This is a genomic window from Saccharomonospora sp. NB11, from assembly GCF_015910535.1.
Taxonomy (GTDB): domain Bacteria; phylum Actinomycetota; class Actinomycetes; order Mycobacteriales; family Pseudonocardiaceae; genus Saccharomonospora.
On sequence record NZ_JACBJG010000004.1, the window covers coordinates 1 to 14,885 of the forward strand.

Genomic DNA, 14,885 nt, shown 5'->3' on the forward strand with positions numbered 1-14,885 from the left:
CGGCCTGCCGGGTGCCCTCCTCGACCTCCTTGGCCCTGCGCCGCACCTGGGAGAGCTTGCGGGCCCGCTCCTTCTCGTCGAGCTTGATCGTGGTGTCGAGTTCCTTCAGCTCCGCCTCGATCGCCTCCGTTCCGCGGCCCAGCGCCTCGTCCAACGCCCCCTCCCGACGCGCCCCCAACGCCAACCCCGTCCGCGCGTACATCTCCCCGGGCGTGAACCCGACCTCGGCGGCGATCCGCAGCGCACGCTCGTGCAACCGACGCGCCTCGGCCACGTCACCCCGCAACAACGCGACCCGACCCAACCACGACGTCTGGTACGACACCTCCGGCCGCAACCCGAGATCCGTGGCCCTGCCCAACGCCGTCCGGAACCGCCGCTCGGCGTCGTCGTAGTCCGCCCGCAGCTCCGCGAGCGTCCCCGCGACCACGTTCGCCTGCAACTGCCCCCACCGGTCACCCAGCTCACCGAACAACGCCGCGCTCTCCTCCGCGGCCCGCTCCGTCCCACACAGATCACCGTCGGCGAGCACCTGCCCGGCGAGATCGGAAAGCGCCGCCGCCCGACCCCACCGGTCACCCAGCTCCCGGCACATCGCGAGCGCCTCCCGCGTCGCAGGCGCGGCACCGTGCAGGTCACCGACCGACGAGAGCGCGTGCCCCAACCACCACAACGCCCTCGCGCGGGCGACCTCGCGCGCGCCCCGCCGCAGCCGGTCGACCAGGGGAGTGACCGACTGCGCCAACCGGTGCCCCGACATCAGCTCCAACCCCGCCAACCACGCCGAGACCACCTCCGCCGAGCGTTCGTCGACCTCGGCCACCACCACCCGCAACGTCCGACGCGCGGTGGACAACCGCCCCCGAAGGAACCAGTACCAGGTCGACGTCGTCACCAACCGCGCCGCCGCAGCACCGTCCCCGGCGGCGAGCACCGTGTCCAGCGCCGCCCGCAGGTTCGCCGCCTCGACGTCGAGGTCGTCCAACCAACAACACTGCTCCGACCCGCGCAGCCCGTCCTCGGCCGCCTCCGCCCACTCCGCGTAGACCCGCGCGTGCCGCCCCCGCACGGTCTCGACCTCTCCGGCCTCCGCCAGCCGCTCCAGACCGTAGGCGGCCACCGACTCCAACAACCGGTACCGCGTGCGCGCGCCCTGCACCTCGCACACCACCAGCGACCGATCCACCAACCGGGCCAGCACGTCGGCGACGTCCTCCCGCGTGACCGCACCACCCGCGCACACGACCTCCGCCGCGGCCGGCGACGCACCACCCGAGTGCACCGCCAACCGCCGCAGCACGGCGCGTTCCTGCTCGTCCAGGAGCTGCCAACTCCAGTCGATCACCGCCCGCAACGTGCGGTGCCGCGGCGGCACGTCACGAGGGCCCCGCGTGAGCAACCGGAACCGATCGTCCAACCGCGACAACACCTCGTGCGGCCCCATGCCCCGCAACCGCACCGCCGCCAGCTCCAACGCCAACGGCACCCCGTCGAGCCTGCGGCAGATCTCGCTCACCGCGCCCACGACGTCCGGAGTGAGCGAGAATCCCGGCCTCGCCGCCCGAGCCCGCGCCACGAACAACCGCACCGCACCGAACGACTCCACCCGCCGCACCGTCGCCGCGTCGTGCTCGCCCACACGCGGCGACAACCGATCCGGCACCTCCAGCGGCGGCACCTCCCACACCAGCTCGCCACTCACCCCCAGCGGCTCCCGACTCGTCGCGAGCACCCGCACCTCCGGCACCGCCCGCAGCAGGTCACTCACCACGCCCGCCACGGCATCCACGACCGCCTCGCAGTTGTCGACCACCAACACCGTGCGCCGTCCCCGCACCGCGTCCGCGAGCCGCTCCACCACCCCCGGGCCGCGTCCACCCACGGTCTCCGGCACCCCGAGCACACCCGCCACCACGTCGGCGATCCGCTCCGGCGTCACCACCCGCTCGGCATCGGCACGCTCGATCCCGGACAGATCGACGAACCACACAGCCGCCGACTCCCGCCCGACGAGATCGGTCAACGCCACCGGCAACGCACCCTGCTCCCGCACCGCACTCCGCGGCACGGGAGCAGCCAGGTTCGGGTCCTGCCGCAGGATCGCCTCGTGCATCCGGGACACCTCCGGCCCCGGCTCACTACCCAGCTCCTCGACCAGCCGCGCCCGCAGCTCCGCGAACACGGCCAACGCCTCCGACTGCCGACCCGCCCGATACAACGCGTGCATCTGCAACGCCCGCAACCGCTCCCGCAGCGGATGCCGCGCCACCACCGCGGCCAGCTCGTCCGCCAACCCCACGTCGTCGACACCCGCGGCCAACCGGGCCCGAGCCCACGCCTCCCGCGCCACCAGCTCCAGCCGCGCCAACCGTTCCGCCTCCGCGACGAGCACCGGCTGCGAGAACTCCGCCAACGGCTCCCCGCGCCACAACCCCAACGCCTCGGCCAGCAACACCGCCGCCCGCTCCGGGTCGCCCTCCCGCTCCGGGTCGCCCTCCCGCTCCGCCCGAGCCGTCAACGCCCGGAACCGCTCCGCGTCCACGACGGCACCGCCGTCCACGTCCAGCACGTACCCGCCGCCACGACGCACCACCAACGCCCGAGCCCCCGGCTCCGCCGCCTCCAGCGCCCGCCGCAACGACGACACCTTCGTCTGCACCGTGTTCACCGGATCACCCGGCGGCGCACCTTCCCACACCGCGTCGACGAGCCGCCCCAACGGAACCACCCGACCCGCGTTCAGCACGAGCACCGCCAACAGCGCCCGAACCTTGCCCTCCCGGACCCGCACCGATTCGCCCGCCTCGGTCCACACCGCCAGCGGCCCCAGCACCCCGAATCGCACGACCCCACGGTAGCCGCGCACCACGACATCCCACGCCGTGCGCCGTTCGTGCGGACCTCGTGCGCACCCCCGCGCATCGTGATCGACATGCACGACCCACCCGCGCCCGACGCGACGAACACACCACCCACCAGCACTTCCACGACCGGAGACCCAACATGACCGACACCGACCGCGAACCCGTCACCGTCATCGGCCTCGGCCCCATGGGACGCGCCATGGCCGTCGCCCTGCTCGACGCCGGACACCCCGTGACGGTGTGGAACCGCACCCCCTCACGTGCCACGCCCGTCGTCGACAAAGGAGCCGTCCACGCCGCCACCGTCGCCGACGCGTTGGCCGCGAGCGAACTCGTCATCCTCAGCCTCACCGACTACCAGGCCATGGACGACATCCTCAGTACCGCCACCGACGCGCTCGCCGGCAAACTGATCGTCAACCTCAGCTCCGACACCCCACAACGGACCACCGAAGCCGCAACCTGGCTCGCCCGCCACGGAGCCCGACTCCTCGTCGGAGGCGTCATGGTCTCCGCCGAACTCATCGGCACCGAACAGTCCTACGTCTTCTACAGCGGACCCCGCGACTCCTTCGACGCCCACGTCCGCACCCTCGACGTCATCGGCCGCCCCGACTACCGCGGCGAGGACCACGCGCTCGCCCAGCTCTACTACCAGGCGCAGCTCGACATCTTCCTCACCTCGCTCGCGGCCTATCTGCACGCCACGGCACTGCTAGGCTCCGCGGGCGTCCCCGCGACGACGTTCGCCCCCTACGCCACCGAGATGTTCGACATGATGTCGTACTTCCTCGACGGCATCGCCGCTCAGCTCGAAGCAGGCGAGTACCCGGGCGACGGCGCGACCGTCACCACGATGGGCGCCACCGCCGACCACATCGTCGGCGCCAGCGACGCCGCCGGCATCGACACCACGCTGCCGCGCGCCGTGCAGTCCTACTACCACCGCGCCATCGCCGCGGGCCACGACAAGGACGGCTGGCCGAGCCTCTACACCGTGATCACCCAGCGGTGACACCGCGTGTGCCCGACGGGGCCCCCGCCGGGCACACGCCGGGGGAGAGCAGCCACCCACACCAGCCGGCCCGTCGGCCGGGCGGAACCCAGGAGACGGTCAGGACGCGCCGCGCTCGCCCTCAGGGAGCGAACGCCCGCAAGGCCGCCTCCACGAGCCGGTCGGCGAAGTCGTCGGTCAACGGCCCGGTACGCAGCAGCCAACGCCGGAACAGCGGCGCGTAGAGCAGGTCCAGCACGAGGTCGAGGTCGGCGTCGGGGGAGAGCTGCCCGGCGCGTTGGCCACTGCGCAGCCGCTGCCGCTTGGCCTCCTCCAGCGCGGCCGTGTGTTCGTCGTACGCGGCGGACAACTCCCGGTCGTGCGCCATCTCGGTGGTGAGGCCACGGATCAGCGCGTCGAAGGCGGGGTCGGCGAACTCGGCCGCCGTCGCACGCAGCACCAGCTTGAGGTCGGCCTCCAGGTCGCCGGTGTCGGGCAGAGCGATCTCCCCGTCGACGCCCTCGCTCAACGCGCGCACCGCTTCGAGCACCACCGCGCCCTTGGACGGCCACCAGCGATAGATCGTCTGCTTGCCCACGCCCGCGCGCGCGGCGATGGCTTCGATGCTGACCTTGGCGTAGCCGTGTTCGGCGACGAGGTCGCGAGTGGCGTCGAGGATCGCGCGTCGGGACCGTTCGCTGCGCCGGGAAGGGCGATGGGAGGTGGTCATGCGGCCACCTTACGACGAGACGAGACGAACCGTCTTGACATTCGGCGGCACAGCTCGCCATAGTTGTGGAACGGAACGTCTCGTCTCGTTTAAGGAGGGTCAACCATGACCCCGTCCCGCCCCCGCACCTGGTTCATCACCGGCGCCTCCCGCGGCCTCGGCCGCGCCTTCACCGAAGCCGCACTCGCCTCCGGCGACCGAGTCGTCGCCACCGCCCGCGACGTCAGCCCCCTCCACGACCTCGTCACCGAACACGACGACGCCCTCACCGCACTCCCGCTCGACGTCTCCGACCGCGCCGTCGTACTGTCCACCATGGACGAAGCAGCCACCCTGCTCGACGGCCTCGACGTGGTCCTCAACAGCGCAGGCCAGTTCCACTACGGCATGATCGAGGAAACCACCGAGCACCAGGCCCGCGCCCACCTCGACACCAACCTCTTCGGAGCGCTCTGGGTGTCACAGGCCGCCGTGCCCCACCTCCGCCGCCGCGGCGGAGGACACCTCCTCCAGGTCTCCTCGATGGGCTCCGTCGGCGGACACGCCAGCGTCGGCCTCTACGCCGCGGGCAAAGCCGCCCTGGAAGCGTTCACCGAAGCACTGGCCATGGAAGTCGCCCAGTTCGGCATCTCCGTCACCGTCCTCAACTCCGGCGGCTACGACACCGAACTGTTCACCCGCGGCACCACCGCCACCGAACCCGACCCCGCCTACGCCGACCTGCGCACCGAACTCGCCGCACTCTGGAGCGACGGCGTCCAGGACGACCCCGCCCGAGCCGCCGCCGTCGTCCGCGACATCGTCGACCTGCCCGAACCACCCACCCGCATCGTCCTCGGCAGCACCTCGTTCGACCTCGTCCGCGACATCTCCCGACAACGACAGACCGAACTCGAACGCTGGGAAGAACTCAGCCGCGCCGCCGGCATCGGCTGACCCACACAGGCACCCGCCCTCCTCCCGCACTCCGCTAAGTTGACGCACGGCGAGGAGGAGGGCACGAGTGCACACACCGACAGACGCCGACTGGCTGCGAACCACCCCGATCGCCCACCGCGGCCTGCACGACGAACACCTGCCCGAGAACAGCCTTCCCGCCTTCGACGCCGCGCTGAAGGCGGGTTACGGCATCGAACTCGACATCCACCTCACCGCCGACAACCGCCTCGCCGTCATGCACGACGACGACCTCACCCGCATGACCCGCAGCAGCGCGAAGGTCGCCACCCTCGACGCCCGCGAGATCTCCCGCCTCACCCTCCTCGACACCGAGGCCACCGTCCCACTCCTCGACGACGTGCTCGACCACGTCGACGGCCGAGTCCCCGTCCTCGTCGAGATCAAACCCGGCACCCCCGCACGCCGCATCGGACCCCCGGTCGTCCAACTCCTGCGCCACTACCGCGGACCCGTGGCCGTCCAGTCGTTCGACCCGCGCATCGTCGCGTGGTTCCGCCGCGAACACCCCACCGTGCTACGCGGCCAACTCGCCACCTCACCCACCACGTTCCCCATACCGCGCGTCCAGAAGGCCCTCCTGCGCACCATCGCCACCAACGCCGTCACCCGCCCGGACTTCCTCGCCTTCGACGTCACCGCCATGCCCGACGCGTGGATCTCCGCCTGGCGCCGCATCCTGCGCGTCCCCCTGCTCCTGTGGACCGTGCGCACACCCCACCACCACGACATCGCACGACGCCACCAGGCCAACGTGATCTTCGAGGACGTGCGGCCCCCACACCCGGCCTGACCACACGCATCGCCGGCCGCTCACCGCCGCTGGGGCACGCGCCCCACCACGACGATCGCGTCCCGCTCGTCACACACCCGCACACGCGCCGCCAACCCACCGGCCTCGACCACCCCCACCGCAGTCTCGACCTGCCCCGACGCCACCTCGAACAACACCACACCACCCGGCCGCACCCACCGAGGAGCGATCCCCACCAGCCGCCGAACCCACGCCAACCCGTCGACCCCGCCGTCTAACGCAGCACGCGGCTCGTGCCACCGCGCCTCAGGCGGCAGCCACGCGACCGCCTCACTCGGCACATACGGCACGTTCGCCACCAGCACGTCGACCCGCCCCGCCACTCCGCAGGCAACGCCGCGTCGAAATCCCCCTCACACACGACCGCCCGCGTCCCGGCCAACGTCCGCCGCGCACACCGCACCGCGGCCGGGTCGACATCCGACGCCCACACCCGCACCCCGGGAACCGACGCCGCCACCACCGCCGCGATCGCCCCCGCACCACAGCACAGATCCACCACCCGCGAACCGGGCCCCGCCCACGACACCGCCGACTCCGCGAGGAACTCCGTCCGCTGGCGAGGCACGAACACACCCGGCTCGACCGCCACGCGCAACCCGGCGAACTCGGCCCACCCCAGCAGGTGCTCCAACGGCACACCCGCCACCCGTCGCGCCACCAACCGCTCCAACGCCGCCGCGTCGGCCGCGGCGTCCACCAACAGCCGAGCCTCGTCCTCCGCGAACACGCACCCTGCCGCGCGTAACCGCTGCACCACGTGCGCGCTGACCACCATCACCGCAGCGTAAACCGCGGGCGATTCGCCGCGAACACCCGATTCCACCCGGTTTCGCCCCCGCCACGGTCGCGACGAGGTCGCCACCGCCGACCAGGGTGGTGTCGTTCCACTCCGGTCCGAACCGGTGACGCCCGGCCAGTACGCGGTTCGACACCACGCGGACACCGGAACTCATCGGAACACTCCACACATCCCGGCCGCACTACACACGTAGTAGCCACGGCGGTTCCCCGCGACGCCGGGACTTTCGACCCTCGCCACCGACGTCACCACTTTCCGATTCTGGACATTTGCGATCGACGCGCCACGAGGAAGGACGGCCAGCCATGACCACAGCCATCGGCTTCCTGAAATGGACCGACGGGGGAGCACGCGCCTACCGGGACACAGTGGACCGATACGAAGCCACCAACGAACTCGCCAACCGCCTCGGCGTGACGGTCAGCGCCATCTACTGGACACCCGGCGGCCCCTACGACATCGTCTGCGTGCTCGAATCAGACGACCCCGACAAGATCACCGCCTTCGGACTGGAATCACTCACCAAGGGAAACCTGCGACTCCAGTGGGCGACCGCCTACGCTCCGGACCAGATGCGCGAACTGCTGTCCCACGTCTGACACAGCGTGTGCTGGTGGGGGAACGACCCACCACCAGCACACGCACCGACGGGGGAGCGGCCGTCAGCTGCTCACCGCACACTGCCCCCGATCCACCCTCGTCGGCCCCTGCGCCGACGGCCTCGGATCGAAGTCGAACACGTCCACGGGCAGATACACCGTCGCGCACGAGTTCGGAATGTCCACCACACCCGACAACCGACCCTCGATCGGCGCCGCACCCAACAACAGGTACGCCTGCTCCCGCGTGTACCCGAACTTCGTCAGATAGTCGATCGCGTGCAGGCACGCCCGCTTGTACGCCAACTGCGAATCGAGATACCGCTGCTCACCCGACTCCGTCACCGACAGGCCCGAGAACGCCAGATACTCCGAGTACTGCGGCTCCACCCGACCCGGGATGAACATCGGAGTCTCCAACCCGTAAGCCTGCATCCCACCCTTGATCAGATCCACGTGCAGGTCGATGTAGCCGCCCATCTCGATCGCACCGCAGAAGGTGATCTCCCCATCGCCCTGACTGAAGTGCAGGTCACCCAACGACAGCTTCGCCCCCGGCACGAACACCGGATAGAAGATCCGCGAACCCCGCGACAGGTTCTTGATGTCCTGGTTCCCACCGTTCTCCCGCGGCGGAGCCGTCCGCGCCGCCTCCGCCGCCACCCGCTCGAACTCCGCCCCGGACAACGACCCGAGCAACGCGTTGTGCGGCTCCGGCGGCAACGCCAACGGCGGCACCGCCGACGGATCCGTCGCGATCAGATCACCCTCACGCCCGTTCCACCGCGCCAACATCTCCGCCGACGGCGCCGTCCCCATCAGACCCGGATGCGCGATGCCCACGAACGACACCCCCGGCAGATGCCGCGACGTCGCCGTCTGCCCGTGGAAGTCCCACACCGCCTTGTACGCGTCGGGGAAGTGGTCGGTCAAAAACCCACCACCGTTCTCCCGCGCGAAAATCCCCGTGTAGCCCCAACCCTGACCCGCCACCGGACCCTGCTCCTGCGGCACCGGACCGAGCTCCAGAATGTCCACCAACAACAGGTCACCGGGCTCGGCGCCCTCCACCGCGATCGGCCCCGACAACTGGTGCACCATCGAAATGTCACAGTCCCGCACATCGTTGGCCGAGTCGTCGTTGTAGATCGTGCCGTCGAACCACTCCCGGCACTCCACCCGGAACTCCTCACCCGGACGCACCGTCACGGCCGCAGGCACGTCCGGATGCCACCGGTTGTGCCCCAACACCTCCTGCTCGGCGAACCGACGCGACTGATCGACGCGAAACTTCACTTCAGGCATGGGAAAACTCCCTCACGACTGCTGCTCTCACGGACGCGGCAACCGCGCATGCCGGGGATCCCGGCTCACCCGCGGCCCACCCTGTCTCGGCGGAAGCCCCGACACCACCTCGGGCTGCTCCGCACTCCGCTCGGTACGCTCCCGAGCCCGCCACACGGCCACGTCACCCCGACCCACCCGCGGAGCCGTGAACCGACGCACCGCCCACTCACCGCACCGAGGACACGCCCGCCGCGGCTCGGCCGACCCCATCGGAGCCCGCACATCCACGTCACCACACTGCCGACACCGGTACGAGTAGGTCACCATCTGCGCGCCACCTCCATCGTGGTCACCGATGACTTCCCGACGCCCACCCGGATAAACGACCGGCCGAGACCTCGACGAGACCCAATCAAGATCAACTTGCTTTAGGATCTTCGATGTTCCCCAGCCAGAAAGAAGGAACTCGATGAAGCGCACTCTGCGCGCCCTCGCCGCCACCACCGGCATCGTCACCGTCCTCACCGGAACGCTCGTCGCCGGCACCGCCGCCGCCGACACGGCGAGCGACTCCGGCATCCGCATCATCGCCCAGCACCACACCGAGAACGGGGGATGGGTCGAGTACACGCTCGACGGCGACGCCAGCGGCATGACCATCCAGACCGTCGAGGAAGTCGGCGGCGGTATCTGGAGCTACGGCGCCACCGCCAACGCCGCCGGGCAGAAGAGCTGCTACTCCCAGTACTCGCACGCCACCGTGGCCCACGGCTCGTCCGTGTCGATGGACGGCAGCGAGGACTCCGACTGGGTCGGCCCAGGCGGGCTCGCCAGCTCCCGCGTCACCAAGTACACCACCGCCACCTGCAAGACCTACTGGCGCAAGTGATCGACCCGGTGCCGCCGCGGAGGGCAACCGACCACCACGGCGGCACCGGCCGCGACACGACTCACGGCTGAGCCAGGGGAGACCCCTCGATCGCCTCCGCCGCCGCGCTCATCGAGTCGTCCATGTACACCGACGTCGTCGACAGACTCGCGTGCCCCGCGATCTGCGCCACCGTCGCGATGTCCACACCGGCCCGCGCGAGGATCGTCAACGCCGTGTGCCGCAACGAATGCGGCGTCGCCCGCCGCCCCAGGAACTCCTTCGTGTAGCGCTGCACCATGCGCTGGACATCCCGCGGCGACAACCGCCATCCCCGGATCGAGACGAACAACGCCCCCGCCGCGTCCTCGATCCGCCGCCGCTCCGCCACGTCGGAGGCCGACCGCGGCGACGGGGGAGCGGGCCGTTCCTCGGCGAGATACCGCTCGATCAACTCCGCCGTCGGCCGCGACAACGGCAGATCACGGTCCTTCCGCCCCTTGCCCCGCACGTGCAGCACCGGCGTCCGCGTCTCCTCGTGCAACCGGATGTCACTACGGTTCGCCCCACACAACTCCGACACCCGAGGCCCCGACTCGACCAGCAACCGCAGAATCGCCTCGTCCCGCAGACTCAACCGCTGATCGGCCCGCAGATTCCCCGCCGCACGCGCCGACGGCGCCCCACGCAGCACCAACGCCTCGTCCAGCCGAAGCCCGACCCGCGCGCCCGCCGCACGGCTGGGCGTGCGCGGAGCGGACACCTTCACCGTCGGGTCGACCTGCACGTAACCCTTGTCGGCCGCCCACCGGAACAGACCCCGCACGGCGGCGAACCAGCGCGCCAGCGAATAAGGACCCCGACCCGGGGGAGTGGAGCCGTCCTCGGCGATCTTCAGACCGACGCGGTAGCGACGATCGGGCGCCTTGGCCAGCTTCGTCATCGCGATCTCCAGATCGTCGGCCTCGATCGCGTCCAGCTCGGTCTCCGGGCCCAGGAGAGTGGTGAACTCGGTGAGGTCGCGGCGGTAGGAGGTCAGGGTCGACTCGGCCAGTTGGCCCCGCAGCACCCGCCGTTCGAGGATCTCCAGATATTCCAGTGTCGCGTCGCGGACCGTGATGTCGGACAGCCGTTCCGGTTTCGCCACGCCAAGATCATAGCTGAGTCGTGGAATGCACATTACACGACATGAATTCACATTCGGTGTCGCGCCGACCGAAGGGGGACCCCACCCCCGTGTCACCGCCGAGCCAGGCCGTCGACAGAGCCGGTCCTCCTACAGTGAACGCATGAGGATCGGGGAACTGGCCCGCCGGTGCGGGGTCACCGTGCGCGCCATTCGGTACTACGAATCCCTGGGCCTACTGGAATCCCGCCGGGGACCGAACGGCTACCGCAGCTTCGACGACACCGCCGTGGCACGAGTCCGCAACATCCGTACGTTGCTCGCCTCAGGACTCGACGGCGCGAGCATCGCCGCGGTCGGCCACTGCCTGGACGACCTGGACGGCGCGCCGGCCTGCGAGGCCGCCATCGACCTGCACGAACAACGCCTCGCCGTGGTGACCGAACGGCTGCGCGAGCTGACCGCCGTCCGCGACCAGCTCGCGCGACGACTGGCCGAGCTGCGCGGCGACGCACGCCGAATCCACGCTTGACCTTGACCCTGGCGTCAGGGTTCGACGATCGACTCATGCAGTCCGACACTCGATCGCACCCACGCCGCGCCTGGCTGGGCGCACTGTTGCTGGTCACCTTCGCCGTCGGCACCGACGACTTCGTCGTCGCGGGCGCCCTGCCCGAGATCAGCCGCGACCTGCGGGTCAGCGAGGGAGCCGTGGGACAACTCGTCACGGCGTTCTCCCTGGCCTACGCCGCCTCGGCGCCCGTCATGGCCCTCCTGACGAGTCGCATCCCGCCACGCGTGCTCCTCGCTGGGGGCCTGGCGCTCTTCGCCGTGCTGAACGCGGCCACCGCGCTCGCCACCTCCTACGACCTGCTGCTCCTGCTGCGGGTGGTGACCGCCGTGGTCGCGGGCACGTTGAGCCCGGCGGCGTTCGCGCTCGCGGGTCGTGTCGCCGAGCCCGGTCGGGCTGGTCGGGCGATCGGCGTGGTCGCGGCGGGGTTGACGGTGTCCCTCGCGGTGGGCGTTCCCGTCGGCACCTGGTTGAGCACACGGTGGGGATGGCACGCGACGTTCGTGGCCGTCGGCGTGTTCACCGTGGTCGCGCTGGTCGGCGTGGTGGTCACCGTGCCGCGATTCGCGCCGATGACCGAGGTCGGGATCGGTGCCCGCCTGCGGGTGCTTCGGTCACCGGCCGTTCTCGCCTGTGCCGTGACCACCCTGGTCGGGGCCGCCGCCGGGCTGATGCCCTACGTCTACGTCGCTCCGGTCAGTGCGAGCCTGACAGGACGACCCGAGTTGTTGACGCTGGTCATCGCGACGATCGGCGTGTCCGGTGCCGTCGGCGCGGCGGTGGGCGGGAGCATCGCCGACCGCTGGGGCCCGGATCGGGCCATGATCAGCACGTTCGGTGTCGCGTCGGTGGTCACGCTGCTGCTGGCCCTCGTGAACGTGACCGTCGCACCCGTCTCGCCGGCGGTCGTGCTCGGGTTGCTGGCGATCTGGGGTGTGGCCGCGTGGGCCAACAACGCCCCGATGAACGCGCGGACGCTCGCGCTGGCCGGTCCGGCGGGTTTCGAGGCGTTGGCGCTGAACACCAGCGGCCTCTACGTCGGGATGGCCGGCGGCTCTGCCGTCGGCGGTGTCGTGCTCGACCGGCTCGGTGTCACGGCCACGCTGGCGACGTCGGTCGTCGTCGCGGTGTGTGGGCTCGCCGCGATGGCGGTCAGCGTGATGCGATGGCCCACGGCGCGTACGCGAGCCGCTGGCCGGGTGTCCGAGACGTCGTGACAGTGCGCGTCGTCGACGTGGATAGGGGTGCCCCTCGACCGGCTTACTTTACATAATGTCTCTTATCGGCGTTATGGCCGTGCTGGTCGGGAGCGGAGTCGGTCGTCGATTCGCGCCCCGAGTCACCTGAGTCGTTCGAGCTCGTGTGCGGCGCGTGCGAGCTCGTCCGCCAGGTCGCGCAGCTCGGCGGCGTCGGCGCCTTCGCGGGCGGCCGTGGCGACGTCCTCGGCCGCGCAGCGCACCTGGAACAACCGGTCCTGCAACATGGCGATCTCACTTGTGGACAACACCACGGCGTCCTCGGGCAGGCCGCTGCGCTGCACTGCCGCTCGGCGTTCGTAGGCGCGTTGGCGGCATGAGTGCCCGCAGTACCGGCGTCGACGGCCGACGGTGCCCGAGTGGTCGAGTCGACGACCACACCAACCGCAATGTTCGGGTGCTCTCCTACGGCGCACCACCACCGCTGTTTCGTCACGTGACGTTTCTCGGTCGGTGTTCGCGTCCATCGCGTCCACGGGCATGTCGGTCATGCGAGGCGACATTAGCCGTTCGTCACGTCCTCATGCCGCGGCCACGCCGTGACGGCAGACTGATCACCATGACGCTCGCCCACCCGTACCTCGCCGACCCGCCGCCCCGCGCGTTCGCTCACCGCGGTTGGCACGTGGGTGATCTGGCGGGCATGGAGAACTCCCTGCCCGCGTTCCGTCGTGCCGTCGCCGAGGGCTACCGCTACGTCGAGACCGACGTGCACGCGACTGCCGACGGTGTCGTGGTCGTCCACCACGACCCGACCTTGGACCGCACGACCGACACGGCGGGCGTGATCCTGGAACAGCCGTGGTCGGTCGTACAGTGCGCGAAGATCGGCGGACGGGAGCCGGTCTCTCGACTGGAGGACGTGCTGGAGGAACTGCCGGAGGCGTTCTTCAACGTCGACGTCAAGTCGGACGCGGCGGTGGAGCCGTTCGTGCGGGTGCTGGAGCGGCAGCAGGCGTTCGAGCGGGTCGCGGCGGCGTCGTTCTCCGAGGCGCGGTTGACGCGGTTGCGGAAGCTGGCCGGTCCCCGCCTGCTCACGGCGTTGGGTCCCCGGTCGGCGGCGTTGCTGCGGGTGGACGGGTGGTTGCCGTTCCTGCGGTTGGGTTCGTTGAGCCGCGGCACGTTGGCGCAGGTTCCGGTGCGGCGCGGCCGGGTGACGGTCGTCGACGAGGCGTTCGTGACCTCGGCGCGGCGGCTGGGTATCGAGGTGCACTCGTGGACGATCGATGATCAGGAGCAGATGCGATCGCTGCTCGATCTGGGCGTGCACGGGATCGTCACCGACCGGCCGGACCTGCTGCGGGAGGTGTTGCTCGAGCGCGGGAGTTGGCCGTCGCGGTGACGCCGCTCCCCTCCCCTACGCCCGCCGACGACGCACGTCGTTCCACACAGGACGGTCGTCGGGGCTCGGACCTGCGCTTCTCTCCCCGCCACCGTCAGGACTATGCGCCGGCGAGTTGCGCTCACGTCGTGCGGTGACCTCGCCGGGGTCGTGAGGTCGGTCAGTGGGCGAGCTCCTCGCGGCGTCGGGCTTCGGCGTCGCGCATGCGGGCCTCGGCCTGCCTGATCTCGGGGGTCAGGGCGTCGCCGAAGTCCTCGTCGGTGAAGACGCGGCGGATCTCGATGCGGCCGCCGGGGCCGAGTGGGGCGCGGCGGGCCCATTCGATCGCCTCGGTGCGGGAGGGGACGTCGATGACCCAGTATCCGGCGACGATGTCGGTGGCGTCGGTGAAGGGGCCGTCGGTGACGGTGGGGACGTTGTTCGCGTCGAAGGTGACGCGCGCGCCTTCGGAGGTGGGTGCGAGGCCTTCGCCTTCGAGCATGACGCCCGCGTCGACGAGTTGTTGGTTGAAGGCGGTCATGTCGGCCAGTTCCTGCTGGGTGGGCATGCTGCCGGCTTCGGAGCGGGCGTCGGCCAGGACGAACATCAGGTACCGCATGGTGGGGTTCCTTCCGAATGTGACGGGTGTGTTCATCTGGAGGGTGCCCGTGGGCGGGCGTCGTGCTCGTGGTCGCG

General features: G+C 70.6%; 15 protein-coding genes and 1 pseudogene. 8 read left to right on the plus strand and 8 right to left on the minus strand.

Annotation, left to right across the window (positions count from 1 at the left end; all coding sequences use genetic code 11):
• Positions 1–2,845 (minus strand): BTAD domain-containing putative transcriptional regulator (locus JAV51_RS06730; RefSeq protein ID WP_197319789.1); only part of this gene is annotated, 2,845 nt, incomplete at its 3' end.
• Positions 2,846–2,904: 59 nt separating this feature from the next.
• Here JAV51_RS06730 and JAV51_RS06735 point away from each other — a divergent pair.
• On the plus strand, positions 2,905–3,879 hold the full coding sequence (locus tag JAV51_RS06735) for an NAD(P)-dependent oxidoreductase (protein WP_374058985.1): 975 nt from the start codon (positions 2,905–2,907) through the stop codon (positions 3,877–3,879).
• A 121-nt stretch (positions 3,880–4,000) separates the two neighbouring features.
• On the opposite strand, the gene JAV51_RS06740 is transcribed toward JAV51_RS06735, so the two are convergent.
• Complete coding sequence (locus JAV51_RS06740; RefSeq protein WP_197319791.1) at positions 4,001–4,588, minus strand: TetR/AcrR family transcriptional regulator; 588 nt, start codon at positions 4,586–4,588, stop codon at positions 4,001–4,003.
• Between the two features lie 105 nt (positions 4,589–4,693).
• Here JAV51_RS06740 and JAV51_RS06745 point away from each other — a divergent pair, with 105 nt between their 5' ends.
• Entirely contained in the window at positions 4,694–5,524 is an 831-nt protein-coding gene (locus JAV51_RS06745; RefSeq protein WP_197319792.1) for an SDR family NAD(P)-dependent oxidoreductase, read from the plus strand.
• 67 nt (positions 5,525–5,591) lie between these two features.
• The gene (locus JAV51_RS06750) at positions 5,592–6,338 is read left to right on the plus strand and encodes a glycerophosphodiester phosphodiesterase family protein (protein WP_197319793.1); all 747 of its coding nucleotides are present in this window, start codon (positions 5,592–5,594) and stop codon (positions 6,336–6,338) included.
• Positions 6,339–6,358: 20 nt separating this feature from the next.
• On the opposite strand, the pseudogene JAV51_RS06755 reads toward JAV51_RS06750, so the two are convergent.
• Positions 6,359–7,137 (minus strand): annotated as a pseudogene (locus JAV51_RS06755) (putative protein N(5)-glutamine methyltransferase).
• Positions 7,138–7,466: 329 nt separating this feature from the next.
• Here JAV51_RS06755 and JAV51_RS06760 point away from each other — a divergent pair.
• On the plus strand, positions 7,467–7,760 hold the full coding sequence (locus JAV51_RS06760) for a GYD domain-containing protein (protein WP_005438592.1): 294 nt from the start codon (positions 7,467–7,469) through the stop codon (positions 7,758–7,760).
• Positions 7,761–7,823: 63 nt separating this feature from the next.
• On the opposite strand, the gene fmdA is transcribed toward JAV51_RS06760, so the two are convergent.
• The gene (fmdA, locus tag JAV51_RS06765; protein WP_005438594.1) at positions 7,824–9,065 is read right to left on the minus strand and encodes a formamidase; all 1,242 of its coding nucleotides are present in this window, start codon (positions 9,063–9,065) and stop codon (positions 7,824–7,826) included.
• A 27-nt stretch (positions 9,066–9,092) separates the two neighbouring features.
• Positions 9,093–9,635, minus strand: a complete 543-nt coding sequence (locus JAV51_RS20445; protein ID WP_307845757.1) for an FmdB family zinc ribbon protein — start codon at positions 9,633–9,635, stop codon at positions 9,093–9,095.
• Between JAV51_RS20445 and JAV51_RS06775 the strand changes: the two genes are divergently transcribed.
• Complete coding sequence (locus JAV51_RS06775) at positions 9,517–9,936, plus strand: lactococcin 972 family bacteriocin (protein ID WP_197319795.1); 420 nt, start codon at positions 9,517–9,519, stop codon at positions 9,934–9,936. The genes JAV51_RS20445 and JAV51_RS06775 overlap by 119 nt on opposite strands.
• 61 nt (positions 9,937–9,997) lie before the next feature.
• On the opposite strand, the gene JAV51_RS06780 is transcribed toward JAV51_RS06775, so the two are convergent.
• Entirely contained in the window at positions 9,998–11,062 is a 1,065-nt protein-coding gene (locus tag JAV51_RS06780) for a tyrosine-type recombinase/integrase (protein WP_197319796.1), read from the minus strand.
• A gap of 142 nt (positions 11,063–11,204) precedes the next feature.
• Between JAV51_RS06780 and JAV51_RS06785 the strand changes: the two genes are divergently transcribed.
• Entirely contained in the window at positions 11,205–11,573 is a 369-nt protein-coding gene (locus JAV51_RS06785) for a MerR family transcriptional regulator (protein ID WP_197319797.1), read from the plus strand.
• A gap of 35 nt (positions 11,574–11,608) precedes the next feature.
• The gene (locus JAV51_RS06790; RefSeq protein WP_197319798.1) at positions 11,609–12,829 is read left to right on the plus strand and encodes an MFS transporter; all 1,221 of its coding nucleotides are present in this window, start codon (positions 11,609–11,611) and stop codon (positions 12,827–12,829) included.
• A gap of 122 nt (positions 12,830–12,951) precedes the next feature.
• On the opposite strand, the gene JAV51_RS06795 is transcribed toward JAV51_RS06790, so the two are convergent.
• Complete coding sequence (locus JAV51_RS06795) at positions 12,952–13,335, minus strand: hypothetical protein (protein ID WP_197320105.1); 384 nt, start codon at positions 13,333–13,335, stop codon at positions 12,952–12,954.
• Between the two features lie 92 nt (positions 13,336–13,427).
• On the opposite strand from JAV51_RS06795, the gene JAV51_RS06800 reads away from it, so the two are divergent.
• Positions 13,428–14,210 (plus strand): glycerophosphodiester phosphodiesterase family protein, encoded by a 783-nt coding sequence (locus tag JAV51_RS06800; RefSeq protein WP_197319799.1) that lies wholly within the window; start codon positions 13,428–13,430, stop codon positions 14,208–14,210.
• A 160-nt stretch (positions 14,211–14,370) separates the two neighbouring features.
• Here JAV51_RS06800 and JAV51_RS06805 read toward each other — a convergent pair whose 3' ends face one another.
• A complete protein-coding gene (locus JAV51_RS06805; protein ID WP_197319800.1) occupies positions 14,371–14,808 on the minus strand; it encodes a YciI family protein in 438 nt (145 codons plus the stop codon).
• Between the last annotated feature and the right edge of the window lie 77 nt (positions 14,809–14,885).

Excerpts from the sequence above, each read along its gene's own strand:
- JAV51_RS06740 (WP_197319791.1), bottom strand. The coding sequence starts at position 4,588 with ATGACCACCTCCCATCGCCCTTCCCGGCGCAGCGAACGGTCCCGACGC.
- JAV51_RS06745 (WP_197319792.1), top strand. The coding sequence starts at position 4,694 with ATGACCCCGTCCCGCCCCCGCACCTGGTTCATCACCGGCGCCTCCCGC.
- JAV51_RS06760 (WP_005438592.1), top strand. The coding sequence starts at position 7,467 with ATGACCACAGCCATCGGCTTCCTGAAATGGACCGACGGGGGAGCACGC.
- fmdA (WP_005438594.1), bottom strand. The coding sequence starts at position 9,065 with ATGCCTGAAGTGAAGTTTCGCGTCGATCAGTCGCGTCGGTTCGCCGAG.
- JAV51_RS06775 (WP_197319795.1), top strand. The coding sequence starts at position 9,517 with ATGAAGCGCACTCTGCGCGCCCTCGCCGCCACCACCGGCATCGTCACC.
- JAV51_RS20445 (WP_307845757.1), bottom strand. The coding sequence starts at position 9,635 with ATGATGCGGATGCCGGAGTCGCTCGCCGTGTCGGCGGCGGCGGTGCCG.
- JAV51_RS06785 (WP_197319797.1), top strand. The coding sequence starts at position 11,205 with ATGAGGATCGGGGAACTGGCCCGCCGGTGCGGGGTCACCGTGCGCGCC.
- JAV51_RS06790 (WP_197319798.1), top strand. The coding sequence starts at position 11,609 with ATGCAGTCCGACACTCGATCGCACCCACGCCGCGCCTGGCTGGGCGCA.
- JAV51_RS06795 (WP_197320105.1), bottom strand. The coding sequence starts at position 13,335 with ATGGACGCGAACACCGACCGAGAAACGTCACGTGACGAAACAGCGGTG.
- JAV51_RS06800 (WP_197319799.1), top strand. The coding sequence starts at position 13,428 with ATGACGCTCGCCCACCCGTACCTCGCCGACCCGCCGCCCCGCGCGTTC.
- JAV51_RS06805 (WP_197319800.1), bottom strand. The coding sequence starts at position 14,808 with ATGCGGTACCTGATGTTCGTCCTGGCCGACGCCCGCTCCGAAGCCGGC.